This is a genomic window from Acidovorax sp. LjRoot117, from assembly GCF_964252695.1.
Lineage (GTDB): Bacteria > Pseudomonadota > Gammaproteobacteria > Burkholderiales > Burkholderiaceae_C > Acidovorax.
Genome location: NZ_CAXUPO020000013.1, coordinates 1 through 24409, shown reverse-complemented (window position 1 = coordinate 24409; position 24409 = coordinate 1). Strand labels below are relative to the sequence as shown.

The window sequence follows — 24409 nt, the reverse complement described above, 5'->3', positions numbered from 1 at the left end:
AACACAGAACAAACAGAACCCTACTGAAAGAATTCAAAATGGCTATCGTAGAAGTCAAAGTCCCCCAGCTGTCCGAATCCGTGGCAGAAGCCACCATGCTGACCTGGAAGAAGAAGGCCGGTGAAGCCGTGGCCGTGGACGAAATCCTCATCGAGATCGAAACCGACAAGGTCGTGCTCGAAGTGCCCGCGCCATCCGCTGGCGTGCTGGCTGAAATCATCCAGGGCGATGGCGCCACCGTGGTGGCCGACCAGCTCATCGCCAAGATCGACACCGAAGGCAAGGCAGGCGCTGCGGCTCCTGCGGCGGCCCCTGCCGCTGCTGCTGCACCGGCACCCGCCGCTGCGGCTCCTGCACCTGCTGCTGGCGGTTCCAAGGGTGACGTCGCCATGCCTGCCGCTGCCAAGCTGCTGGCCGAGAACAACCTGTCCGCATCGGCTGTGGCCGGTACGGGCAAGGATGGCCGCGTGACCAAGGGTGACGTGCTCGGCGCCGTCGCTGGTGGTGCTGGCGGTACCGCCAAGGCTGCGGTCGCAGCCCCCAGCACGATCCCGACGGGCGTACCCACCAAGGCGCTGCCCCAGGTGTCGGCCCCTGCTGCCAAGGAAGACCTGAGCGGCCGTCCCGAGCAGCGCGTGCCCATGAGCCGCCTGCGCGCCCGCGTGGCCGAGCGTCTGCTGCAGTCGCAGTCGACCAACGCGATCCTGACCACGTTCAATGAAGTGAACATGGCCCCTGTGATGGACCTGCGCAAGAAGTTCCAGGACTCCTTCACCAAGGAGCACGGCACCAAGCTGGGCTTCATGTCCTTCTTCGTGAAGGCCGCCGTGCACGCCCTCAAGAAGTACCCCGTGCTGAATGCGTCGGTGGACGGCAACGACATCGTCTACCACGGCTACTTCGACATCGGTATTGCCGTGGGCTCGCCCCGCGGCCTGGTGGTGCCCATCCTGCGCAATGCAGACCAGATGAGCTTCGCCGACATCGAAAAGAAGATCGCCGAGTTCGGCAAGAAGGCGGCCGAAGGCAAGCTGGGCATCGAAGAGATGACCGGTGGCACGTTCTCCATCTCCAACGGCGGCACCTTCGGCTCGATGATGTCCACCCCCATCATCAATCCACCCCAATCGGCCATCCTGGGCGTGCACGCCACCAAGGATCGCGCCATGGTCGAGAACGGCCAGGTCGTGGTGCGCCCGATGAACTATCTGGCCATGTCTTATGACCACCGCATCATCGACGGCCGCGAAGCCGTGCTGGGCCTGGTGGCGATGAAGGACGCGCTGGAAGATCCATCGCGCCTGCTGTTCGATATTTGAGATGCAACCCCCTGAGTCGCTTCGCGCCTTCCCCCTTCTCTCGAATTGCTGCGCAATTCGGGAATGGGGACACCGCCAGCGCGGCGGGGCGGCCCTTGCGCGGCGGTCGCTGGCAGGGCACCGCGCGTCTCACAGGCCGCTGGGAGTGGCGCATAGCGCCCTTTGAGATGCATCTTACGGACCCACTCGTGCGGCTGGCTCATGCCAATTCCGCCGGTGGGTTTTTTTCCAATGAACGATTGATTGAGTGAGACCGACATGAGCAAACAATTCGACGTGATCGTCATCGGTGGCGGCCCCGGCGGCTACATCGCCGCCATCCGCGCTGCCCAGCTGGGCTTCAATGTGGCCTGTATCGACGAGTGGAAGAACGAAAAGGGCGGCCCTGCACCGGGCGGCACCTGCACCAACGTGGGCTGCATTCCGTCCAAGGCGCTGCTGCAGTCGTCCGAACATTTCGAGCACGCCAACAAGCACTTTGCCGAGCACGGCATCACGGCCAGCGACGTCAAGATGGACGTGGCCAAGATGATCGCCCGCAAGGACGCCGTCGTGAAGCAGAACAACGACGGCATCCTGTACCTGTTCAAGAAGAACAAGGTCAGCTTCTTCCATGGCCGTGGTTCCTTTGTGAAGGCTGCCGAAGGCGGCTACGAGATCAAGGTGGCAGGCGCCGCCGAAGAGTCCATCACCGGCAAGCAGATCATCATCGCCACCGGCTCCAACGCCCGTGCGCTGCCCGGCACGCCGTTCGATGAAGAATTCGTGCTGTCCAACGACGGCGCGCTGCGCGTGGGCGCCGTGCCCAAGAAGCTCGGCCTCATCGGCTCGGGCGTGATCGGCCTGGAAATGGGCTCGGTGTGGCGTCGCCTGGGTGCCGAAGTCACCATCCTCGAAGGCCTGCCCACGTTCCTGGGTGCGGTCGACGAGCAGATCGCCAAGGAGGCCAAGAAGGCTTTCGACAAGCAGGGCCTGAAGATCGAGCTGGGCGTGAAGGTCGGCGAGATCAAGACCGGCAAGAAGGGCGTCTCCATCGCCTACACCAATGCCAAGGGCGAAGCCCAGGCGCTGGAGGTGGACAAGCTCATCGTCTCCATCGGCCGCGTGCCCAACACCATCGGCCTGAACACCGAAGCCGTGGGCCTGGCCCTGGACGAGCGCGGTGCGATCGTGGTCGATGCCGACTGCAAGACCAACCTGCCCGGCGTGTGGGCGGTAGGCGACGTGGTGCGTGGCCCGATGCTGGCGCACAAGGCCGAGGAAGAAGGCGTTGCCGTGGCCGAACGCATTGCCGGCCAGCATGGCCACGTGAACTTCAACACCGTGCCCTGGGTCATCTACACCAGCCCCGAGATCGCCTGGGTGGGCCGCACCGAGCAGCAGCTCAAGGCCGACGGCGTCAAGTACAAGGCCGGCACCTTCCCGTTCCTGGCCAACGGCCGCGCACGTGCGCTGGGCGACACGACCGGTATGGTCAAGATGCTGGCGGATGCCGACACCGATGAAATCCTGGGCGTGCACATCGTGGGCCCACAGGCGAGCGAGCTGATCTCCGAAGCTGTGGTGGCCATGGAGTTCAAGGCCAGCAGCGAAGACATCGCACGCATCTGCCACGCGCACCCCAGCTTGAGCGAAGCCACCAAGGAAGCGGCGCTGGCCGTGGACAAGCGCACCCTCAACTTCTGATATTTGAATAAAAAACGGCCCTACCGCTTGCCAGGAAAGCGGTAGGCGCTATCAAATTCATAGTATCAGAGTGGTGCCCATCCCGTGACTGTCAAACAGGCTTATCTGGCCGAACTGGCCTCCAAAGGCTACCAAAGCGACCCCGCGCAGTTGCGGGCCGTGGATGCGCTGCAGCGCTGCGCCGACGAGTGGGCGCAGTACAAGGAGCGGCGTTCCAATGCGCTCAAGAAGCTCATCAACCGGCCGGACATTCCGCGCGGCGTGTACATGTACGGCGGGGTGGGGCGGGGCAAGAGCTTCCTCATGGAGTGCTTCTTCAACGCCGTGCCCTTGAAGCGCAAGGTGCGGCTGCATTTCCACGAGTTCATGCGCGAAGTGCACCGCGAGCTGGTGGGGCTGCAGGGCACGGTGAACCCGCTCGATGTGCTGGGCGAGCGCATTGCCAAGCGCTACAAGCTCATCTGCTTCGATGAGTTCCATGTGGCGGACATCACGGACGCGATGATCCTGCACCGGCTGCTGGTATCGCTGTTCGACAACGGGGTGGGGTTCGTCACCACCTCCAACTTCATGCCCGACGAGCTGTACCCGGGCGGCCTGCACCGCGACCGCATCCTGCCGGCGATTGCGCTGCTCAACGAGCGGCTGGAAGTGGTCAACGTCGACAATGGCACCGACTACCGCCGCCGCACCATGGAGCAGGTCAGGCTCTACCACACGCCCCTCGGGCCCGAGGCCGATGCCGAAATGGGCGAGGCGTTCGACAAGCTGGCCGAAGTGCACGACGAAGACCCGCTGCTGCACATCGAACAGCGGGAGATCCGCGCCCGGCGCAAGGCGGGCGGGGTGGTCTGGTTCGATTTCAAGACGCTGTGCGGCGGCCCGAGGTCGCAGAACGACTACCTGGAGATCGCCACGCAGTTCCATACGGTGCTGCTCTCCGACGTGCCGTACATGCCGGTGAGCATGGCGTCGCCTGCGCGGCGCTTCACCTGGCTGGTCGACGTGCTGTACGACCGCCGTGTCAAGCTCATCCTGTCGGCCGCCGTGCCGCCCGAGCAGCTGTACACCGAAGGGCCCTTGGCGCACGAGTTTCCGCGCACGGTGTCGCGGCTCAACGAAATGCAGTCCAAGGAATTCCTGGCGCTGGAGCGCCGCAACGTGGACACTGGGCTGACATGATGAAGTATCTGGCCCTCTCCCTCGCAGCGCTGCTGGCTTGCACGCCTGGCGCGATCGCGCTGGCGCAATCTGCCCCGGCAGCTGCAGCTTCTGCCTCTGGTCCCAACGACGCCACCACCAGTGCCCGCGCAGCGTCTGCGGCCCACCGCAAGGCCGAGCATGACCGCATCCGCCATGAACGCGAGGCGGTGAAGGCCCAGCGCACGAAGGACGAGGCTGCCTGCTACCAACTCTTTGCGGCAGAGGACTGCCTGAAAATCGTTCGCGCACGGGTGCGCGATGCCGAGACCCGCCTGCGGGCGCAGGAGATCGAGCTCAACGATGCCGAGCGCAAGGAAAAGGCGGCCGATCGCCGCAAGTCCATCGAAGAGAAACAGCGCCCCATGCCCGCCAACACGCCGGCAGGCGCCGGCCCTGACGCCGTGCTGCGCAATAAGCCCGCGGCCGACCCGCAGGCCACCAAGGCGCAGCGGGACCACGAGGCAGAGTTGCGGGCGCAGCAGCAGCGCAGCAATCTGCAAAAGCACACCGAAGAGCAAAAGAGCCGGGCCGCAGAGAACGCCGAACGTGCAGCGCAGGCCCGCGCCAAGCACGCCGAAGCGCTCAAGGCCGCTGAGGAGCGCCGTGCCCGCGTGGAGAAGGCCCAGGCCGACGCGGCAGCCCAGGGGCGCAAGCCCGCTGCGCCGCTGCCACCTGCGTCGGCGGCTCAGTAGGCCGCTCGGGCCGCGGGCAGGCCTGGATTTGCAGGCTGGCTCTGCGGCCTCCCGTGAAGGGACTGGCCGCGCATCTGAAGCAAATCCTGCGAGAGTCGACGGCGAAGCTGAGGCAAAAATGGCCCTCGCCATTTCGCTCCGAACTGGGTGGAACCAGAGCTCAGACCACCATGCCCGCTCAGGGCCGGCCTGCCTCCACAGGGGTCAGGCGAGGCACCTTCTTTTCTTCCACCAGCGCCTCCATCTTGACGATGACCAGCGACAGGTTGTCGCCGCCGCCGCGGGCCCGGGAGCGGGCTTTTTCGATCAGAAATTCCGTGGCCTCGCGGGGCGAGAGGGAATCGACCACGGACCCGAGCTCCGTCGGCGAGAAATAGTGCCACACGCCATCGCTGCAGGCCATCAGCACATCGCCGGGCTGCAGTTGGGGGATCACGTGGGTGGTGATGGGCGGGTCGCTTTCAGTGCCCAGGCAGCCCACCAGGATGTTCGAATGGGGATGGTTGTTGGCTTCCGCCTCGGTCAGTTCACCCCGGTCCACGAGCGCCTGCACGTACGAATGGTCGCTGGTGCGAAACACCATGCGCGCCCCCTGGAAGTGGTAGATGCGCGAATCGCCTGCATGCACCCAGTGGCAATCGCCGCGGGGGTTGATGAGGAAGGCCGCAATGGTGCTGTGGGGTTCCTGCTCGGCGGAGATGGCCGTGAGGCGAATGACGATATGGGCTTCTTCCACCATGCTCTTGAGCATGGTCACCGGGTCGTCCGTGTCGGGTGAATAGCGCTCGAACAGCTGGCGCGCCGTCATCATGACCTGGTCGGACGCCTTGCGCCCGCCGCTGCGGCCGCCCATGCCGTCGGCAATGACGCCCAGCACGCAGCCGTTGTGCCGCTCATGCGAAATCAGGGCCACCTGGTCTTGCTGGTACTCCCGGTCGCCCTTGTGGATGCCGGTGGACGCGATGAGGCGAAAGGCTTTGGTCATGCTGTGGATTGTGTGGGCGCGTGCCGTAGCGGCCTCCGCAGAGCGGGGGCCAAAGGCTTATTATCTGCCCGCCTGTGGCATTTTTGCCAAGTGATGGCTGCTTTGCCTTGAATCCTCCATTTTTCACGTCCCGCCGGTGGCTCGCTGGCCCTCCGGTGTGTGCCCGCCGCGTCGCCCTGCACGCACCGGCCCAAGCGCTTGCTTTCATTCCCCACCACCGCCCGCCGCTGCACGGCGTCGACCGGTGCGGCCACGCCCGCGCGCGCGTGTGGCCGCGTCTTGCGAGCGGTGACCTGAGAGTGCCCGGCTGATGGCCCTGGCCGATATGGTGCAAGAGGTGTTCGCGCCGCTCGGGGTGCTGGCGCGGGCAGACCCGCATTTCCAGCCGCGCGAGGGCCAGACCCGCATGGCAGCTGCTGTGGCCAAGACGATGGAGGAGGGCGGTGCCCTCGTGGTGGAGGCCGGCACTGGCGTGGGCAAGACCTTTGCGTACCTCGTGCCCGCGCTGCTCAGTGGCGAGCGCGTGTTGCTGTCCACCGCTACCAAGGCGCTGCAGGACCAGTTGTTTGCGCGCGACCTTCCGCTGCTGGCCCAGACGCTCGGGCTGCCTGTGCGCATGGCGCTGCTCAAAGGCCGTGCCAGCTACTTGTGCCTGTACCGGATGGAGCGCGCCCGCCACGATGTGCTGGGGCAGGAGCGCGGCGTGGCCCGCGTGCTGGCCAAGGTCGAGGAGTGGTCCCGCAGCACGCGCTCGGGCGACCTGTCCGAGTTGACGGGCCTGGACGACCGTTCGCCGGTGATCCCGCTCGTCACCTCCACGCGCGAGAACTGCCTCGGCTCGCAGTGCCCGCGGTTTCGGGAATGCCACGTGCACCTGGCCCGCCGCGAGGCCCTGGCTGCGGACATCGTGGTCATCAACCACCATTTGTTCTTTGCGGACGTGGCGGTGCGAGAGTCCGGAATGGCAGAGCTGCTGCCATCAGTGCGTGTGGTGGTCTTCGACGAGGCGCACCAGATCAACGAAACGGGTGTGCAGTTTCTGGGGCTGCAGCTGTCTACCGGACAGCTGATGGACTTCGGCCGGGACCTGCTGGCAGCGGGCCTGCAACACGCCCGCGGGTTGGCCGACTGGCAGGGCCTAGCCGCTGGCGTCGACCAGGCCGTGCGGGATCTGGTCCTGGTGGCGGGCGACTCCCGCGGGCCCTCCCGGCTGCGCTGGACCGATGAGGCGCCCGAGGGTGTGCGCGAGGCTGACTGGAGCGCCGCGCTGCACCGCGTGGGCCAGGCGTGCGCCGACGCGCAGGAAGCCCTGGACACCGTGAGCGAGATGGCCCCGGATTTTGTGCGCCTGTACGAACGGGGTTCTGAGTTGCTGGCGCGCCTGGCCCGGTTTGCCGGCCCCCCGCAGCCCGACGCCGTGCGCTGGGTCGACACGGGCGGCCAGTTGCGGCTGATCGAATCACCACTGGACATTGCCGAGGCCATGCGCACGCGGTTGCTGGCGGCTCCTAAGGATGAATCGGACCCTGATGGATGGCCGGTACCGGCCGCAGAAGCGGGCCCGGGCAGGGCGTGGATCTTCACGTCCGCCACGCTCGGCGACGACGACCAACTCACCTGGTTCACGGAGCGGGCCGGCCTGCAGGACGCGACCATCCTGCGGGTCGCGAGCCCGTTCGACTACGCGGTGCAGGCGGCGCTGTATGTGCCGCGGCACCTGCCAGCGCCGGCGGACCCGGCCCACAGTGGCGCCTTGGCACGCTGGGTGGGCGACGTAGCGGCGGTATTGGGCGGGCGCACCCTGGTGCTCACCACCACGCTCAGGGCGCTGCGCACCATTGGCGATGCACTGACCGCGCGGTGGGGTGCCACCGGGGCGCTGGAGGTGCTGGTGCAAGGCAACGGGCCCAAGCGGCGCTTGATGGAGCGCTTCCGTGAGGGATCGGACCACGGCCAGCCTGGCTGCATCCTGGTGGCGTCTGCCACGTTCTGGGAGGGGTTCGACGTGCCCGGCGATGCGCTGCAACTGGTGGTCATCGACAAGCTGCCGTTTCCGCCACCTGGCGACCCGCTGGTCGAGGCGCGCACGCAGCGCATCGAAAAATCAGGCGGCAAGGCGTTCAAGGCCTACGCATTGCCAGAGGCTGCGGTGGCCCTGAAGCAGGGCGCGGGCCGGCTGATCCGGCGGGAGACCGATCGGGGCATCCTGGTGGTGGGCGACACCCGCTTGGTCACCATGGGCTACGGCAAGCGCCTGCTGGCCGCGCTGCCGCCCATGCGGCGGCTGGAATCGGATCAGGAATTCAACGAAGCGCTGGAGGCGCTTACCAGACCTTCCACCACGGATCCGACTTGCCCTTGACGTCGCCACGCAGGTAGGCGCTCTGGGGGTAGGAGCTGTCCATCACGCGGCGTGCATCGTCGCGCAGTTGGGTCATACCCAGCGCGTCATACGACTGGATCAGGATGTACAGGGCTTCTTCGAGGGCTGGCACGCCCTGGTAGTCGGCCAGCGCCACCTGTGCGCGGCTGATCGCCGCCACATAGGCGCCGCGCTGGAAGTAGTAGCGGGCCACGTGCACTTCGTACTGCGCCAACGAATTCACGATGTACGTCATGCGCTGGCGGGCGTCCTGCGCGTAGCGCGAATCCGGAAACCGCGTGGCCAGCTCGCTGAACGACTCGAACGAATCTTTGGCGGCCTTCTGGTCACGCTCGGACAGGTCCTGGCGGGAGATGAACGAGAACAGCCCCAGGTTGTCGTTGAAGTTGACCAGGCCCTTCAGGTACAGGGCGTAGTCGAGGGCCGGGCTGGCGGGGTGCAGCTTCATGAAGCGGTCCAGCGTGGCGATGGCCTGGGCCTTTTCGCCGGCCTTGAAGTGCGCGTAGGCCTTGTCCAGCTGGGCCTGTTGCGCCAGCGGCGTGCCGGCGGCGCGGCCTTCGAGCTTTTCGAGCAGCGGGATCGCCTTGTCGTAGGCGCCGCTGTTCATTTCGTCCTTGGCTTCCGAATGGATGCGGTTGGGGCTCCAGCCGGCCGTCTTGTCGTCGGTGGTGGTGGAGCAGGCTGCCAGCAGACCAGCGACCAGCAAGGCGGAGACAAGGGGCAGTGGAGCACGCAGCATCGAAAGAGGCTTTCAGCAAAAAAGAAACAGAGTGTGCCTGGCTGGCCAGAGCGCTGGCCGCGGTCGCGGCGAGGGCTGCCCTGTGCCAGCCGGTCTCGATCCGGCCTGGGGCCCGGGAGGCAAAAGGGCATTGTACCGGCCGCAGCACTGCCCCTGATGGGGTGGGTATCGCGAGTTTTGTGCGGCGCGGGGCGCTGGGCTTTTTACAATGGCCCTCTATGTTTGTTCACCTGCGCCTGCACACCGAGTTTTCCGTCGTTGACGGTACCAACCGAATCGATGAGGTGGCCAAGGCTGCCGCCAAGGACGGCCAGCCCGCCCTGGCCATCACCGACCTCAACAACCTTTTCGGTGCCATCAAGTTCTACAAGGAGGCGCGGGGCAAGGGCGTCAAGCCGCTGATCGGTGCCGAAGTCAATGTCGCCGCCGAGTCCGGCCCTCCGGCGCGCATCGTGCTGCTGGTGCAGAACAAGCAGGGCTACCTGAATCTGTGCGAACTGCTGGCCCGTGCCTGGACGCGCAACATCGTCAAGAACGTGCCTGTGTGCACGTGGGCCTGGCTGCGCGAACTGGGCGAGGGCCTGATTGCACTGGCCGGGGCGCAGGCCGGGCCGGTGGGCCAGGCGCTGATGAAAGGGGACGACGCCGGGGCCGCCAACGCAGCGCTGGAATTGGCGGGCATATTTCCTCACCGCTTTTACATGGAGATCCAGCGGGCCGGCCGTGCGGACGACGAAGCCCATGTGATCGCGGCCGTGCAACTGGCCGCGCGCCTGAGCCTGCCCGTGGTGGCCACGCACCCGGTCCAGTTCGCGACGGCCGACGACTACGAGGCCCATGAAGCGCGCATCTGCATCGCCGAAGGCGAGATCCTGGCCAACCAGCGCCGGGTGCGCAAGTTCACGCGCGAGCAGTATTTCAAGACCAGCGCCGAGATGCAGGCCCTGTTCGCCGACGTGCCCACGGCCATCACCAACACCCTGGAAGTGGCCAAGCGCTGCAACCTGACGCTGGTGCTGGGCAAGCCGCAATTGCCCGATTTTCCGACGCCCAACGGCATGCCGGCCGACGAGTACTTCCGGTTTGCGTCGTTCGAGGGGCTGGAAGCGCGCTTGAAGCACCTCTTTCCCGACGAGGCCAAGCGCGACAAAGAGCGCCCACGTTATGTGGAGCGCCTGGAGTTCGAGCTGGGCACCATCCTCAAGATGGGCTTTCCGGGCTACTTCCTCATCGTGGGGGACTTCATCCAGTGGGCCAAGACCAACGGCTGCCCGGTGGGGCCGGGCCGGGGGTCGGGTGCGGGATCGCTGGTCGCGTATGCGCTCAAGATCACCGACCTCGACCCGCTGGAGTACAACCTGCTGTTCGAGCGGTTCCTGAACCCGGAGCGGGTGTCCATGCCCGACTTCGACATCGACTTTTGCCAGTCCAACCGCGACCGCGTGATCGACTACGTGAAGGACAAGTACGGCAAGAACGCCGTGAGCCAGATCGCCACCTTCGGCACCATGGCGGCCAAGGCGGCCATCCGCGACGTGGGCCGCGTGATGGACATGAGCTACATGTTCTGCGACGGCATCTCCAAACTCGTGCCCGGCAAGCCCGGCATGTCCTACACCCTGGCGTACCCGCCCGAGGTGAAGAAAGAGGGCGACAAGAACAACTACGCGCTGGAACTCGAGCCCATGCTCTACGAGCGCCTGCGCAAGGAAGAAGACGTCAAGACCATCATCGAGATGGCGCAAAAGCTCGAGGGCATGACCCGCAACATCGGCATGCATGCCGGGGGCGTGCTGATCGCGCCGGGCAAGCTCACCGATTTCTGCCCGCTGTACCAGCAGCCCGGCAGCGAGTCGGCCGTGAGCCAGTACGACAAGGACGACGTGGAGGCCATCGGCCTGGTGAAGTTCGACTTTCTGGGCCTGGCCACGCTCACCATCCTGGAGATCGCGCGCGAGTTCATCATGAAGCGCCACAAGGGCCAGGAGAACTTTGCGTACGAGAACATTCCATTGGACGACGGACCGACCTACCGGCTGTTCTCCGAAGGCAAGACCGAGGCCGTGTTCCAGTTTGAAAGCCGCGGCATGCAGGGCATGCTGAAAGAGGCGCGGCCCAGCCGCCTGGAAGATCTGATCGCGCTGAACGCGCTGTACCGCCCCGGTCCCATGGACCTGATCCCCAGTTTCGTGAACCGAAAGCACGGCAAGGAGGTGGTGGAGTATCCGCACCCCGCCGTGGCCGACATGCTCAGCGAGACCTACGGCATCATGGTCTACCAGGAGCAGGTGATGCAGACCGCGCAGATCCTGGGCGGCTACAGCCTGGGCGGCGCCGACCTGCTGCGCCGGGCCATGGGCAAGAAGAAGGCCGAAGAAATGGCCGAACACCGCGAAAAGTTTCGCGCTGGCGCCCTGGCCACCCACGGCATCGACCAGGCCAAGGCCGACGAAGTGTTCGACCTGATGGAGAAGTTCGCGGGCTATGGCTTCAACAAGTCGCACGCTGCCGCGTATTCCCTGCTGGCGTACCACACCGGCTGGCTCAAGGTGCACTTCACCGCCGAGTTCTTCTGCGCCAACATGACGGTGGAAATGGACGACACCGACAAGCTCAAGGTGCTGTTCGAGGATGCGGTCAAGCATTTCGGCATCACCTTCGAACCGCCGGACGTGAACCGCGGCAAGTACCGCTTCGAGCCCGTGACGGACAAGATCATCCGCTACGGCCTGGGTGCCGTGAAGGGCACGGGCCAGCAGGCCATCGAGGCCATCGTGGCAGCGCGCGAAGGGCGGGGCGAGGGCCCGAACGGCTCCACCACAGGTCCCTTCAAGAGCCTGTTCGATTTTTGCCTGCGCGTGGACAAGGCTCGCATGAACAAGCGCTCGGTGGAGGCGTTGATCAAGGCCGGCGCGTTCGACTCGATCAACATGAACCGCGCGGCGATGGTCGCATCCATCGACCGGGCCTTCGACTTTGCCGCCGCCACGCTGGCCAATGTGAACCAGGGCGGGCTGTTCGACATGATGGGCGACGACGCGCACGGCTCCAGCACGCAGGAGCCCGAGCTGGTCGATGCATTGCCATGGGGCATCAAGGAGCGGCTCACGCTCGAAAAAACCGCCGTGGGCTTCTACCTGTCGGGCCACCTGTTCGACGAAGTCGCCACCGAGGTGCGGCGTTTCGTTCGCACGTCCATCGAGGAGCTGCTCGACAGCCGCGAGTCCCAGGTGCTCGCCGGAATCATCAGCGACTTTCGCGTCATCAACGGACAGCGCGGCAAGCTGGCGTTGTTCAAGCTCGACGACAAGTCGGCGGTCATCGAGGCCTCGGCCGACGAGGCGCTGCTCAACACCTACCGCAACCAGCTCAAGGAAGACGAGTTCGTGGTCATGATGGGCCGGCTGCAGCTTGACCACTTCAGCGGCGGGCTCAGGGTCAAGGTGCAGCAGGTGTGGGACCTGGCTGGTGCGCGCTGCCGTTTTGGCAAATATCTGCACGTGCAGGTGGGCGACAAGGGCCCGGACGTGCCCCGCCTGGTGCGGGAGTTCCCCCCGCGCCGCGAGGAACTCACCGAGGGCGAGCCGCTGGTGCACGGCCTCAAGGTGCGCATGGGCGTGCGCTGCGCCGCCGAGGGGGTCGCCGCCGTGGCGGAACTGCAACTGGGTGAAAGCGCGCGTTTCTACCCCACCGATGCCGCGCTGGCCGCCTGGACGGCCCAGGTGGGCAGCGGTTCGGCGACCGTGGTGTACGACCACGGCTGAGGGTGTAGCGGCATGGACTTGAAAAAAACAGTATCAACGCCAGATTTCTCTCGCGGCAGCAGGCCGCGCGGATGGCTAGAATGATTTTCATGGCAACTCAACCACCTTCACCCCCCACCGCGCCGCCCGTCACACGGCCAGCGCGGGATGACGGCGGTTCGGTCGTGCTCGAGAGACGCACGCAAAAGACCCAGCCGCCGCAGATGTACCAGGTGGTCATGCTCAATGACGACTACACCCCCATGGAGTTCGTCATCGTGGTTTTGCAGGAATTCTTCAGCAAGGACCGTGAACAAGCGACCCAGATCATGTTGAAGATCCATCTCGATGGCAAAGGCGTTTGCGGGGTGTATTCCCGCGACGTGGCCGCCACCAAGGTGGAGCAAGTGCTTGACGCCGCCCTCAAGGCGGGCCACCCACTGCAATGTGTCAGTGAGCCTGTTGAATAACAGGTCTTTTGTCCCGATCTAAAGTTATCCCTTCCACGCAAGCACAAAGGAGTTCACATGATTGCCCAGGAACTGGAAGTCAGCTTGCACATGGCCTTTGTTGAGGCCCGTCAGCAGCGCCACGAGTTCATCACCGTGGAGCATCTGTTGCTTGCATTGCTCGATAACCCCAGCGCAGCGGAGGTGCTGCGCGCATGTTCGGCCAACATCGATGATCTGCGTTCATCGCTGTCGAACTTTATCAAAGACAACACGCCCCAGGTCGCCGGCACCGACGAGGTGGACACCCAGCCGACCCTGGGCTTCCAGCGTGTGATCCAGCGCGCCATCATGCACGTGCAGTCCACGGGCAATGGCAAGAAGGAAGTCACCGGTGCCAACGTGCTCGTGGCCATCTTCGGCGAAAAGGATTCGCATGCCGTGTACTACCTGCACCAGCAGGGCGTGACGCGCCTGGACGTGGTGAACTTCATCGCCCACGGCATCAAGAAGGGCGAGCCGCCAGAACCCGCCAAGGCCGAGAACCAGGCCGAGGGCGAAGAGGGCAGTGGCGGCGAGCGCAGCGAAAAGGCGTCGCCGCTGGAGCAGTTCACCCAAAACCTGAACCAGGCAGCCAAGGACGGCAAGATCGATCCGCTGATCGGCCGCCACTACGAAGTCGAGCGCACGATCCAGATCCTGTGCCGCCGCCGCAAGAACAACCCGCTGCTGGTGGGCGAAGCCGGCGTGGGCAAGACGGCCATCGCCGAGGGCCTGGCCTGGCGCATCACGCAAAACGACGTGCCGGAGATTCTGGCCGAGGCCGTGGTGTATTCGCTCGACATGGGCGCGCTGCTCGCGGGCACCAAGTACCGCGGTGATTTCGAGCAGCGCCTCAAGGGCGTGCTCAAGTCGCTCAAGGACAAACCCAACGCGATCCTGTTCATCGACGAGATCCACACCCTGATCGGTGCGGGCGCAGCCTCGGGCGGCACCCTCGATGCATCCAACCTGCTCAAGCCGGCGCTGTCCAGCGGCCAGCTCAAGTGCATCGGCGCGACCACCTTCACGGAGTACCGTGGCATCTTCGAAAAAGACGCCGCGCTGTCGCGCCGTTTCCAGAAGGTGGACGTGGTCGAGCCCACGGTGCAGGAAACCATCGACATCCTGAAGGGCCTGAAGTCGCGCTTCGAAGAGCACCACAGCGTGAAGTACGCTGCGGCCGCCCTGCAGGCCGCGGCCGAGCTGAGCGCCAAGTACATCAACGACCGCCATCTGCCCGACAAGGCGATCGACGTCATCGATGAAGCCGGTGCTGCCCAGCGCATCATGGTGCCCAGCAAGCGCAAGAAGACCATCGGCAAGGCCGAGATCGAAGAGATCGTGGCCAAGATCGCGCGCATTCCGCCGGCCAATGTCTCCAACGACGACCGCGGCAAGCTGCAGACGCTGGAGCGCGACTTGAAGAGCGTGGTGTTTGGCCAGGACAAGGCACTCGAAGTGCTGGCGTCGTCGGTCAAGATGGCGCGCTCGGGCCTGGGCAAGGGCGACAAGCCGATCGGCTCGTTCCTGTTCAGCGGCCCCACGGGCGTCGGCAAGACCGAAGCGGCCAAGCAACTGGCCTACATCATGGGCATCGAGCTGATCCGCTTCGACATGTCGGAGTACATGGAGCGCCATGCCGTGAGCCGCCTGATCGGCGCGCCTCCGGGCTACGTCGGGTTCGACCAGGGTGGCCTGCTGACCGAAGCCATCACCAAGAAGCCGCACGCGGTGCTGCTGCTCGACGAAATCGAGAAGGCACACCCGGACATCTTCAACGTGCTGCTGCAGGTCATGGACCATGGCACGCTGACGGACAACAACGGCCGCAAGGCCGACTTCCGCAACGTGCTCATCATCATGACCACGAACGCTGGCGCCGAGACCATGAACAAGGCGACCATTGGCTTTACCAACCCGCGGCAGGCGGGCGACGAAATGGGCGACATCAAGCGCCTGTTCACGCCCGAGTTCCGCAACCGGCTGGACGCCATCGTCAACTTCAAGGCGCTCGACGAGCAGATCATCCTGCGCGTGGTGGACAAGTTCCTGCTGCAGCTGGAGACGCAACTGGCCGAGAAGAAGGTGGAAGTCACCTTCACCGACACGCTGCGCAAGCACCTGGCCAAGAAGGGCTTCGATCCGCTGATGGGCGCCCGCCCGATGCAGCGCCTGATCCAGGACACCATCCGCCGCGCGCTGGCCGACGAACTGCTGTTCGGCCGCCTCACCGACGGCGGCCGCCTGACGGTCGACATCGAGATCAAGACCGACGACAAGGGTGTGGAAACCCCCGAGGTGCTGCTGGACATCCAGCCGGCCTCCAAGAAAGAGCGTGCCGCCAAGTCGGAGCCTGCCGAGCCGGAAGAGGCCACTGCCGATTGATCGGCGACCGGGTCTTGGCTTCATCGCCTGACCCGGCATAGCTGCTAGGCACCGGGTTGAGCAGCCGGTGCAGTGTCTGCAGTGCTTGGAGCGGTCACCCGACCCACGCCATCAAAAAGCCAGCCATCGTCACGATGGTTGGCTTTTTTGCTTGGGGCTGGTGCTTCGTGGTCCTGGTGCCACGGTGTTTGGGTGTTGTGCTGGGGCGCAAGCCTGCGTCTGTCAGCGGCCGGCGCTACTGTACGACGGGCTTTTCGTGCAGTGCGCCTGCGGCAATGGCGCGACTTGCAGGAAACCGCCATCCGCAGGTCTGCGCGTCCTTTCAGACCGCGTGCAAGCTGCTATGTTCACTCCACACAGCGCAGCGGCCCCCCGAAGGACCATGCGCTGGCATCGTTTCGTCATTCACAACAAGGAGCCCTGCCCATGATCACCACCGAACCCACCATGACCAATCTCTTCCTGCAACTGGGCCTGGATGAAAGCGAGCAGGGGATCGCCGACTTCATCAAAGGCCATCAGCTCCCCACAGAAGTGGCGCTGGGCGATGCGCCGTACTGGAGCGATTCGCAGCGCCAGTTCCTGGTCGAGCAACTCAAGGCCGATGCGCCCTGGGCGATGATCGTGGACCAGTTCAGCGAATCGCTGCACTCCGACGCGGTCAAGCGCAGCACGGGGCTCTGAAGCGCCCGCAGGGCGCAGCGGTGGTGTGCTGCCGCCGCGCCCTTCCTTGCGTTATCGCGCGGGCGCGGCAGTGGGCGCTGTGCCTGGCGCTGCTGGGGTCGCCGCGCCGCGCAGGCGCGCGAGCAGGTCGGCGGTGGCGTAGCCGTCCGCCACCAGCCCTTCGCTTTGCTGATAGCGGCGCAGTCCCGCCCGGGTGGCCGGGCCCAGCACGCCGTCTGGCGTTCCGGTGTCGAACCCCCGTTCGTTGAGTGCCACTTGCAGCGCCAGCACCTGGTCCCGCGAGAGGGCGGGCAGGTCACGCGGCCAGGCGGCGATGATGGGCGCGCCGCCGTCGATCTGCTGAGACAGCTGGGCTACGCCCAGTGCGTACGTCACCGCGTTGTTGTAGCGCAGCAGCGTGCGGAAATTGTGGCCCACCAAAAACGCTGGGCCCCGGGCACCGGCCGGTGCCAGGATGGAGGCAGCCTCCAGTGCCGGCAATGGGCGCCCGTCCATGGTCTGCACGCCTTCGGCGGCCCACTGCGCCGCGCTCTGGCGCACGCTGAGCTCCGTGCGTGCATGGTCAAAACCCGCGGGCAGCTGGACTTCGGTGCCCCAGCTCTCGCCGCGCCGCCAGCCTTCGCCGGCCAGGAATGCCGCGGTGGACGCAGCCACGTCCGGCACGCTGCCCCAGATATCGCGGTGGCCGTCGCCATCGGCATCGACGGCATGGCGCAAGAACACCGAGGGCAGGAATTGCGTGTGCCCCATGGCGCCCGCCCACGATCCGATCATGCGGTCGGCAGCGATGTCGCCCTGGTCGATGATGCGCAGGGCGGCCAGCAGCTCGTTTTGCGCCCAGGCGCGGCGCCGCCCCTCGTAGGCCAGCGTGGCCAGCGCATCCACGGTGCGGAAGGTGCCGAAGTTGCTGCCGTAGTTGCTCTCCATGCCCCAGATGGCGGTGATCAACGTCGCCGGCACGCCGTAGCGTGCGGACGCCGCCTGCAGCGCTGCGGAATGCTCGGCCAGCTTGGCCTGGCCCTGCGCCACGCGCTGCGGCGACACCGCGCTGTCGAGGTACGCCCACGGTGTGCGTGTGAACTCGGGCTGGGCGCGGTCCAGCTCCACCACACGGGGTTGCCACTGTGCCGTGGCCAGCACATTGCGCACCGTGTCGGGGCGGATGCCGGCCTGCAAGGCCTGCGACTGAAAGGCGCTGTTCCACACGGCGAAGCCTGCGATGTGGTCGGCGTCCGAGCCCGTGGCCGGGGCAGCAGCCTGGGCAGCCGTCGGGGCAAGCGGTGAGGCGCCGGGCTGCGGCGGGCTGGGGACCGCGGCAGCGGGTGTGGCAGCGGTCGCTGGGGCTGGGGCTGGGGCGGGGGCCCGGTTGGACGCCTGGGCAGGGCCGCTGCCATTGGCGGGGGCAGCGCAGCCTGCCAAAGCCAGCGCGGTGGCCAGCGTCACGAGCGCTGCAGGCGTTGCCTTGGGGCGGCGGGTGGAGTCGGTGGAAACAAGCGTGTTACGGGTCATGCGCCATTGTCCCGCCCCTGCCGGGCGTTTGCTGCACTGCAGGTGTATCACTGCGTGAAGACGCTGCGTCAGCAGCATGGCGTCGGCAGGCGGGATGAGAAAGGCGGTTTACTATGGTTTTGATAGCTGCCAGCGCTTGAACGGCAAGCGGTAGGGGCCCAAATCGCTTCAAAATGGGGTTACATTTGGCGCACCGTGGCGGGCCCGTCGTCCGCCGCCCGTTCAGTTTCACTGTCACCGACAAGCCCACCGTCCTCGTCCTCCGTCCATGGCTTCACACACCTTTCTCTGGCACGACTACGAAACCTTCGGCGCCAACACGCGGCGCGACCGGCCCGCGCAGTTCGCGGCCATCCGCACCGATGCCGATCTCAACGAGATCGGCGAGCCCCTGAACATCTTCTGCCAGCCGGCCAACGACTACCTGCCCGACCCGCAGTCGTGCCTGATCACCGGCATCACGCCCCAGCAGTGCCTGGAGCAGGGCGTGCCCGAACACCAGTTCGCCGCCCGCATCGAGGCCGAGTTGGCGCAGCCCGGCACCATCGGCGTCGGCTACAACACCATCCGCTTCGACGACGAGATCACGCGCTTCATGTTCTGGCGCAACCTCATCGATCCGTATGCCCGCGAGTGGCAGAACCAGTGCGGCCGCTGGGACCTGCTGGACGTTGTCCGCATGACCTATGCCCTGCGGCCCGACGGCATCACCTGGCCCAAAAAGGAAGACGGCGCCCCCAGCTTCAAGCTGGAGCACCTCTCCAAAGCCAACGGCCTGCTGCACGAGGCCGCGCACGATGCCCTGTCGGACGTGCGCGCCACCATTGCGCTGGCGCGCCTCATCCGCCAGCACAACACCAAGCTCTTCGACTTTGCGCTGTCGCTGCACAAGAAGGACCGCGTGGCGACGGAACTGCGCCTGCCGGCCACCAGCGTCACGGCGCGGCCTTTCCTGCACGTCTCGGGCATGTTCCCGGTGGACCGGGGCTGCCTGGGCGTGATGTGGCCGCTGGCCAGCCACCCCACCAACAAGAACGAACTCATCGCCTGGGACCTGTCCCAGGACCCGACACCCCTGGCCACCATGGGTGTCGACGAGATCCGCCTGCGCATGTTCAGCAAGGCCGACGCGCTGCCCGAAGGCGTCACGCGCCTGCCGGTCAAGACCATCCACCTCAACAAGTCGCCCATGGTGGTGGGCAACGTGAACACCCTCACGCCCGCGCTGGCGCAGCGCTGGGGCATCGACATGGAGCAGGCCGCGCAGCATGCCGACGCGGCGCGCAGCCTGCCCGACATGAGCGGCATCTGGCCGGCCGTGTTTGCCCGCCCGCCCGAGGCCACGCCCGATGTGGACCAGGACCTGTACGGCGGTTTTGTGGGCAACAACGACCGCCGCCTGCTCAACGACCTGCGCACCATGAGCGGCGAGAAGCTGGCCCGCTCCCGCGCCGCGTTCGACGACCCGCGCCTGGCCGAGCTGCTGTGGCGCTACCGGGCGCGCAACTTCCCCGCTACGCTGTCGCCTGAAGAAGCGCAGCAGTGGGAGGCGCACCGCGCAGCCTGCTTGTTCGACGGGCAGGGCGGGGCGCGCACGGTGGAGCAGCTGTTCACCGAAATCGACACCTTGTCGGAGACCGCTGAAGACGACCGTACGCAGGACATCCTGGGGGCCCTGTACGATTACGCGGAGCACATCGCGCCTGAACGGTAGCCCCCCCTGAGGCGCTGCGCGCCTTCCCCCCTGAGGGGGGACGCACCCGGTGGCCTGGCGAAGCCAGTTCCACGGGTGCACTGGCGTTAAGGGCGCGCCAGTTTCAGAGCTTGTGACGATAGCTGACCCAGAAATCCGCTTACTTGTATGACGACACCGCAGAACCACCATTTCACGACCGAGATCCTCCACGCCGACCGCCAGGGCGGCGCGGAGCATGGGGCCATTCACAAGGCGATCCACACCTCGGTGCAGTACGGCTACGACCAGGTCGAGGACCTGATCGCCGTGTTCCAGGGCACCGCCAAGGGCGGCTTCAATTACGCGCGGCAGGGCACGCCCACCACGGCGGCGCTGGAGGCCAAGATCACGCAGATGGAAAAAGGGCAGGGCACCATCGTGTTCGCCACGGGCATGGCGGGCATCTGCGCCATCTTTCTCACGCTGCTGAAGGCGGGCGACCACCTCGTGGCCAGCCAGTTCGTGTTTGGCAATACCAACAGCGTGTTCGGCACGCTGGCTGACCTGGGCATCGAGGTGACCCTGGTGGACGTGACCGACGCCGCCAACGTGGCGGCTGCGGTGCGGCCCAACACCCGCATGGTGTTTGTCGAGACCATCGCCAACCCCGGCACGCAGATCCCTGATCTTGAAGGTGTCGGCACCGTCTGCCGCGAGCGCGGGCTGCTGTACGTGGTGGACAACACCGTGGCGTCGCCCTACCTGTTCCGTGCGTCCACGGTGGGCGCGGGCCTGGTGCTCAACTCGCTCACCAAAAGCATCGGCGGGCAGGGCGCGGCGCTGGGCGGCGCGGTCACCGACACCGGCCTGTTCGACTGGAGCACATACCCCAACATCTTCGCCCCCTACCGCAAGGGCGACGCCAAGGGCTGGGGCCTGCAGCAGGTGCGCAAGAAGGGCCTGCGCGACATGGGCGGCACGCTGTCGTCCCACGCCGCGCACCAGATCGCGCTGGGCGCAGAGACCCTGTCGCTGCGCATGGACCGCACCAGCGCCACGGCGCTCGCGCTGGCCCAATGGCTGGAGCAGCACCCCGCCGTATCGCGCGTGCTGTACCCTGGACTGCCTTCGCACCCCCAGTACGCTTTTGCGCAAAAGCACCTCAAGGCCGGCTCGTGGCTGCTGTCGTTCGAGCTGCGCAACCCCGACCACTGCCTGCCCGTGTGCAACCGCCTGCAGCTGCCCATCAAGGCCACGGGCCTGGCGGACACGCGCACGCTCGTCATCCCGGTCGCCCACACCATCTTCTGGGAGGCCGGCCCCCAGGTGCGCGCCGCCATGGGCATTGCCGATAGCATGATCCGCTTGTCGGTAGGTCTGGAGGAAGTCGAGGACCTGCTCGCGGACTTCGAGCAGGCGCTGGCGGGGCTCTGACCGGGCCTACTGCGAAGTCCACCCCGGCTGCCCCCACCGCCCCATCCACACCATGGCCACCGCCACCTCTGCACCGCCCGCCAACATCGGCAAGTACCGTATCGAGCGCGAGCTGGGCCGGGGCGCCAGCGGCATCGTGTTCCTGGGGCTGGACGGCTTTCGGGGCCGCAAGGTGGCCATCAAGCAGACCCACGCGCATCTGCTGAAGCAACCCGAGCAGGCCGAGCGCTACCGCAAGCTGCTGCGCAACGAGGCCGCGCTGTCGGGCCGGCTGCGCCACCCCAACATCGTGCGCCTGCTCGACGCGGATGAAGAAGCCGTGCCGCCGTACCTGGTGCTCGAATACGTCGACGGCCAGCCTCTGTCGGCCTACGCCACGCCCGACGCGCTGCTGCCCGTGCCCCAGGTGCTGGACATCGCCTTCAAGTGCTGCAACGCGCTCGAATACGCCTACCGCGAAGGCCTGGTGCACCGGGACATCAAGCCCGCCAACCTCATGCTGGCGCAGGGCGGCGACATCAAGCTCACCGACTTCGGCGCCGCCCTGTCGCTGCGCAGCGATGCCACCCAACTGTCGGGCCTGGTGGGCTCGCCGTCGTACATGTCGCCCGAGCAGGTGCGCGAGCAGGACCTGACCCACCACAGCGACATGTTCTCGCTGGCCGTGGTGGTGTACGAGCTGCTCACCGGCCGCCGCCCGTTCGACGGCGACACCGACTTCGCCACGCTCTACAAGATCAGCAACGAAGCGCCCACCCCGCCCAGCTTGCTGCGCGCCTCGCTGCCCAGCCATGTCGACGACGTGCTGCTACGCGCCCTGGCCAAGAAGCCGGCCGACCGCTTTGCCACCTGGCAGGACTTTGCCCAGGCCCTGCTGGCCGCCCACCAGGGCCTGCCCCGCCAGAAGTCGCAGGACACCGAGGCCGAACGCTTTGCGCGGCTGCGGGCGCTGCCTTTCTTTGCAGACTTTCACGACGTGGCGCTGTGGGAGCTGATGCGCCTGGGCCACTGGCGCCGGCTGGAGCAGGGCACCGTCCTCATGCGCGAGAACACGCCCGGCGACTCGTTTTGCATCCTCATCGAAGGCCAGGTCAGCGTCAGCCGCCAGGGCTGGACCCTGAGCACCCTGGGCCCCGGCGTCACCCTGGGCGAGATGACCTACCTGCGGCCCGAGGACAAGATGCGCACCGCCACAGCCGTGGCAGAGACCGAGGTGCTGGTGCTCAAGGTGCGCAACCCCGCGCTGCAGGGCGCATCGGAAGACCTGCAGTCGCGGTTTGACAAGGCGTTCATCAAGCTGCTGGTGGGGCGGCTGATTGCCACCAACGAGCAACTGGGGGAGTGGGAGCTGGTGGCGGCGCCGGGGGCGGCGGGCGACGAGTGATAGTTCTGGCGGGGGTGTCGTGCGCAGCGCTGCTGTCCATGGGCCTGACGCTGCGGACGGCTGCCAGGCAGCGTTTCTGCCATCTGCCATCTGCCATCTGCGCCTTGTCTTTGAACGCTTACTATCGGCCAGATGGGGACATCGCCCTCGGTCACTTGGGCATGTGAGTTGTTGCAAGCTTTGGGGGCGAAGCAAACCATGGATCTGATGAAGTTGCTGCGAAGTCTTGAGGAGTTCGTCTTCGAGGCGATAGCTCTGCTGTTCTTCTACCCCAAGACGCTGTTGCGAATCGTCTCAAGGCCGCTCCAGGCCATGGAGTACGCCGAGCAGGAAGAGACTGCGAACAAGCCCGATGCCTATGACAGTGCGGTGAGCCCGCCCTTGCTGTTGTTGCTCACGTTGCTGTTGGTCAATGCCGTGGGCACGGCATTGCATGTCTCGCAAGCAGCGGATGCCGCCCCCCTTGCCCGCCAGATTCTCAACTCTCCGCAGAACCTGCTGCTTTTTCGCAGCCTGCTCTTCAGTCTGATTCCGCTGTCAGCCGCAGTGCTGCTGCTGAGAGCGCGCGGGCAACTCACGTCGCGCACCACTTTGCGCCAGCCTTTCTTCGCGCAGTGCTACCTGACCTCGCCATTTGCGTTGGTTGTCTCGATGGGCCTCATCGCCACACAATTGCACGAGCGCAGCACGGCAGCGGTAGGTGCGATTGCGTTCGCTTTGGCGTGCATGTGGATGCTGGGCGTTCAAGCCGCCTGGTTCCGCGTCAAGCTTGGCATCGGCTGGCTGGCTGCATTGGCCATCGGCTTCGGGCTCCTGGTGTGGTCCGGTGCGTGCGTGCTTGGCGTGGTGGCCTTGGTCGCCAGCTTTTGAGTTTGCAAAGGGTCTCACCATCGTGCGTCTCAAACCTCACTGGGTTATCGGGCCGGGCATCTACCTCGCCTATGCAGGCTGGGTGGCTGCGGCATGGGCATTCTTTGGCATCGACTATGCGTCGCTGGGTACGTCGGCAAACCTGCTGCGGGGTGTCATCCTGCCGTTGGGCCTGGCGGCGCTTGCGCTGTGCATTTTCAACGGGCTGGCGCAATGGTGGCCACAGACCACCCGCGAACCCCGCATGCACGCGCCCATGTATCAGCTCGCGCTGGCGCTGCCCATGTGCGCCTTCATTGCGCTGAACATTCAAGGTGCCGACTGGGCATCGATGGGGCTGCAGCATGCCCTGGTGTTGGCCGGGGCGATGCTGCTCGTGGGTTTTTGCGAAGAGATGGTCCATCGTGGCATCTTGCTGGTGTGCCTGCGCCATGCCCTTGGATCGGAAGCCTGGGTGTGGTTCTGGTCAAGCGCGCTCTTCGGCCTCATGCACGCCAGCAACGCGTTCTTTGGCCTTGGCGCGGCGGCGCTGCTGCAGGTGGTACTGGCGTTTTGCGCGGGCACGGCGCTTTATCTGCTGCGCCGGTTGACTGGCAGCCTCTGGGTCGCAATGCTCTTCCACGCCTTGTGGGACTTCTCGAGTCTGGCACATGCCCTGGGGCATGCCACTCAATCCGGCGCTGCAGTCGCCGCTCTCGGAGCCACCTATCTGAGTGCATTCGTGGTACTGGTCCTGGTTCTGCGCAAGAGGCCGGAGGTGGTCATCAACACGTACGATCCAAGCTGACAGGTGCAAGTATCTCAACGCAGAAAGCTAGGGCGTTGCAGGGGAGTCGGGGCGGTTGGTCGTGGCTTCCTGGACATCTGCCCTTGGGGTGCGACGTCGCGACCCCGGTTGAATCCGCATGTCTTTCAGAAGAAGTCGGTATCCAAAAACCTGTGTATGTTGCAGCAAGTTCCGCAGGTATTTCCTCAAAACTTCGCTAGGGATTCTCTGCACGAATCGAGCTGCCAAGTGTGCGCTGCGGATCGGGATGGAGTGCAAGGCGCAAAACGCAGCAATAGCCGTAGCTATTGCGAGTATTTGCAACGCCGCAGGCCGCCCGAGACCGCAGATGCACACGGCGCGATGATTCGTGCAGAGGGTCCCTAGGGATTCTCTGCACGAATCGAGCTGCCAAGTGTGCGCTGCGGATCGGGATGGAGTGCAAGGCGCAAAACGCAGCC

The 24409-nt window shown here is 65.7% G+C and carries 17 protein-coding genes; 14 read left to right on the top strand and 3 right to left on the bottom strand.

The annotated features are described in order from the left end of the window. The first annotated feature begins 38 nt into the window (after nucleotides 1–38). The 4 genes from odhB to ACSQ3D_RS23455 all read left to right on the top strand — a co-directional run bounded on the left by odhB (nucleotide 39) and on the right by ACSQ3D_RS23455 (nucleotide 4900). Complete coding sequence (gene odhB, locus ACSQ3D_RS23470) at nucleotides 39–1319, top strand: 2-oxoglutarate dehydrogenase complex dihydrolipoyllysine-residue succinyltransferase (RefSeq protein ID WP_436128524.1); 1281 nt, start codon at nucleotides 39–41, stop codon at nucleotides 1317–1319. A gap of 258 nt (nucleotides 1320–1577) precedes the next feature. Continuing rightward, on the top strand, nucleotides 1578–3005 hold the full coding sequence (lpdA, locus tag ACSQ3D_RS23465; protein ID WP_436128523.1) for a dihydrolipoyl dehydrogenase: 1428 nt from the start codon (nucleotides 1578–1580) through the stop codon (nucleotides 3003–3005). 84 nt (nucleotides 3006–3089) lie between these two features. Continuing rightward, nucleotides 3090–4187: a cell division protein ZapE gene (gene zapE / locus ACSQ3D_RS23460; RefSeq protein ID WP_056165510.1), complete on the top strand. Its 1098-nt coding sequence runs from the start codon at nucleotides 3090–3092 to the stop codon at nucleotides 4185–4187. Then, nucleotides 4184–4900 carry a hypothetical protein gene (locus ACSQ3D_RS23455; RefSeq protein ID WP_436128522.1) on the top strand — a complete coding sequence of 239 codons (717 nt, stop codon included), beginning with the start codon at nucleotides 4184–4186 and terminating at the stop codon, nucleotides 4898–4900. Before zapE ends, ACSQ3D_RS23455 begins: the two co-directional genes overlap by 4 nt. Before the next feature lie 178 nt (nucleotides 4901–5078). On the opposite strand, the gene ACSQ3D_RS23450 is transcribed toward ACSQ3D_RS23455, so the two are convergent. Beyond that, nucleotides 5079–5885, bottom strand: coding sequence for a PP2C family protein-serine/threonine phosphatase (locus ACSQ3D_RS23450; protein WP_056419770.1), 807 nt, complete (start codon nucleotides 5883–5885; stop codon nucleotides 5079–5081). Nucleotides 5886–6195: 310 nt separating this feature from the next. Between ACSQ3D_RS23450 and ACSQ3D_RS23445 the strand changes: the two genes are divergently transcribed. Then, nucleotides 6196–8247 (top strand): ATP-dependent DNA helicase, encoded by a 2052-nt coding sequence (locus ACSQ3D_RS23445; RefSeq protein WP_436128521.1) that lies wholly within the window; start codon nucleotides 6196–6198, stop codon nucleotides 8245–8247. On the opposite strand, the gene ACSQ3D_RS23440 is transcribed toward ACSQ3D_RS23445, so the two are convergent. Beyond that, on the bottom strand, nucleotides 8210–9007 hold the full coding sequence (locus ACSQ3D_RS23440; RefSeq protein ID WP_056419774.1) for an outer membrane protein assembly factor BamD: 798 nt from the start codon (nucleotides 9005–9007) through the stop codon (nucleotides 8210–8212). The two genes, ACSQ3D_RS23445 and ACSQ3D_RS23440, sit on opposite strands and share 38 nt — an antisense overlap. A 218-nt stretch (nucleotides 9008–9225) precedes the next feature. Between ACSQ3D_RS23440 and dnaE the strand changes: the two genes are divergently transcribed. The 4 genes from dnaE to ACSQ3D_RS23420 all read left to right on the top strand — a co-directional run bounded on the left by dnaE (nucleotide 9226) and on the right by ACSQ3D_RS23420 (nucleotide 16310). After that, entirely contained in the window at nucleotides 9226–12771 is a 3546-nt protein-coding gene (gene dnaE, locus ACSQ3D_RS23435; RefSeq protein WP_436128520.1) for a DNA polymerase III subunit alpha, read from the top strand. Between the two features lie 80 nt (nucleotides 12772–12851). Continuing rightward, nucleotides 12852–13220, top strand: a complete 369-nt coding sequence (gene clpS / locus ACSQ3D_RS23430; RefSeq protein ID WP_056419941.1) for an ATP-dependent Clp protease adapter ClpS — start codon at nucleotides 12852–12854, stop codon at nucleotides 13218–13220. Nucleotides 13221–13277: 57 nt separating this feature from the next. After that, nucleotides 13278–15626: an ATP-dependent Clp protease ATP-binding subunit ClpA gene (gene clpA, locus ACSQ3D_RS23425; protein ID WP_436128519.1), complete on the top strand. Its 2349-nt coding sequence runs from the start codon at nucleotides 13278–13280 to the stop codon at nucleotides 15624–15626. A 426-nt stretch (nucleotides 15627–16052) separates the two neighbouring features. Beyond that, nucleotides 16053–16310: a DUF2789 domain-containing protein gene (locus ACSQ3D_RS23420; protein ID WP_056419783.1), complete on the top strand. Its 258-nt coding sequence runs from the start codon at nucleotides 16053–16055 to the stop codon at nucleotides 16308–16310. A gap of 51 nt (nucleotides 16311–16361) precedes the next feature. On the opposite strand, the gene ACSQ3D_RS23415 is transcribed toward ACSQ3D_RS23420, so the two are convergent. Then, nucleotides 16362–17819: a lytic murein transglycosylase gene (locus ACSQ3D_RS23415; RefSeq protein ID WP_436128518.1), complete on the bottom strand. Its 1458-nt coding sequence runs from the start codon at nucleotides 17817–17819 to the stop codon at nucleotides 16362–16364. Between the two features lie 268 nt (nucleotides 17820–18087). On the opposite strand from ACSQ3D_RS23415, the gene sbcB reads away from it, so the two are divergent. The 5 genes from sbcB to ACSQ3D_RS23390 all read left to right on the top strand — a co-directional run bounded on the left by sbcB (nucleotide 18088) and on the right by ACSQ3D_RS23390 (nucleotide 23969). Beyond that, nucleotides 18088–19533: an exodeoxyribonuclease I gene (gene sbcB / locus ACSQ3D_RS23410; protein ID WP_436128517.1), complete on the top strand. Its 1446-nt coding sequence runs from the start codon at nucleotides 18088–18090 to the stop codon at nucleotides 19531–19533. Between the two features lie 147 nt (nucleotides 19534–19680). Then, nucleotides 19681–20928 carry a cystathionine gamma-synthase family protein gene (locus tag ACSQ3D_RS23405; RefSeq protein WP_436128516.1) on the top strand — a complete coding sequence of 416 codons (1248 nt, stop codon included), beginning with the start codon at nucleotides 19681–19683 and terminating at the stop codon, nucleotides 20926–20928. A 52-nt stretch (nucleotides 20929–20980) separates the two neighbouring features. Beyond that, a complete protein-coding gene (locus ACSQ3D_RS23400; RefSeq protein ID WP_436128515.1) occupies nucleotides 20981–22312 on the top strand; it encodes a protein kinase domain-containing protein in 1332 nt (443 codons plus the stop codon). Nucleotides 22313–22510: 198 nt separating this feature from the next. Beyond that, nucleotides 22511–23182, top strand: a complete 672-nt coding sequence (locus tag ACSQ3D_RS23395) for a permease (protein ID WP_156370496.1) — start codon at nucleotides 22511–22513, stop codon at nucleotides 23180–23182. 22 nt (nucleotides 23183–23204) lie between these two features. Continuing rightward, nucleotides 23205–23969, top strand: coding sequence for a CPBP family intramembrane glutamic endopeptidase (locus ACSQ3D_RS23390; RefSeq protein ID WP_436128514.1), 765 nt, complete (start codon nucleotides 23205–23207; stop codon nucleotides 23967–23969). Nucleotides 23970–24409 lie beyond the last annotated feature (440 nt).

Bases quoted from the DNA above. Each gene is read 5' to 3' on its own strand.
- odhB (WP_436128524.1), top strand. From the start codon at position 39: ATGGCTATCGTAGAAGTCAAAGTCCCCCAGCTGTCCGAATCCGTGGCA.
- lpdA (WP_436128523.1), top strand. From the start codon at position 1,578: ATGAGCAAACAATTCGACGTGATCGTCATCGGTGGCGGCCCCGGCGGC.
- ACSQ3D_RS23455 (WP_436128522.1), top strand. From the start codon at position 4,184: ATGATGAAGTATCTGGCCCTCTCCCTCGCAGCGCTGCTGGCTTGCACG.
- ACSQ3D_RS23450 (WP_056419770.1), bottom strand. From the start codon at position 5,885: ATGACCAAAGCCTTTCGCCTCATCGCGTCCACCGGCATCCACAAGGGC.
- ACSQ3D_RS23445 (WP_436128521.1), top strand. From the start codon at position 6,196: ATGGCCCTGGCCGATATGGTGCAAGAGGTGTTCGCGCCGCTCGGGGTG.
- ACSQ3D_RS23440 (WP_056419774.1), bottom strand. From the start codon at position 9,007: ATGCTGCGTGCTCCACTGCCCCTTGTCTCCGCCTTGCTGGTCGCTGGT.
- dnaE (WP_436128520.1), top strand. From the start codon at position 9,226: ATGTTTGTTCACCTGCGCCTGCACACCGAGTTTTCCGTCGTTGACGGT.
- clpS (WP_056419941.1), top strand. From the start codon at position 12,852: ATGATTTTCATGGCAACTCAACCACCTTCACCCCCCACCGCGCCGCCC.
- clpA (WP_436128519.1), top strand. From the start codon at position 13,278: ATGATTGCCCAGGAACTGGAAGTCAGCTTGCACATGGCCTTTGTTGAG.
- ACSQ3D_RS23420 (WP_056419783.1), top strand. From the start codon at position 16,053: ATGATCACCACCGAACCCACCATGACCAATCTCTTCCTGCAACTGGGC.
- ACSQ3D_RS23415 (WP_436128518.1), bottom strand. From the start codon at position 17,819: ATGACCCGTAACACGCTTGTTTCCACCGACTCCACCCGCCGCCCCAAG.
- sbcB (WP_436128517.1), top strand. From the start codon at position 18,088: ATGGCTTCACACACCTTTCTCTGGCACGACTACGAAACCTTCGGCGCC.
- ACSQ3D_RS23405 (WP_436128516.1), top strand. From the start codon at position 19,681: ATGACGACACCGCAGAACCACCATTTCACGACCGAGATCCTCCACGCC.
- ACSQ3D_RS23400 (WP_436128515.1), top strand. From the start codon at position 20,981: ATGGCCACCGCCACCTCTGCACCGCCCGCCAACATCGGCAAGTACCGT.
- ACSQ3D_RS23395 (WP_156370496.1), top strand. From the start codon at position 22,511: ATGGATCTGATGAAGTTGCTGCGAAGTCTTGAGGAGTTCGTCTTCGAG.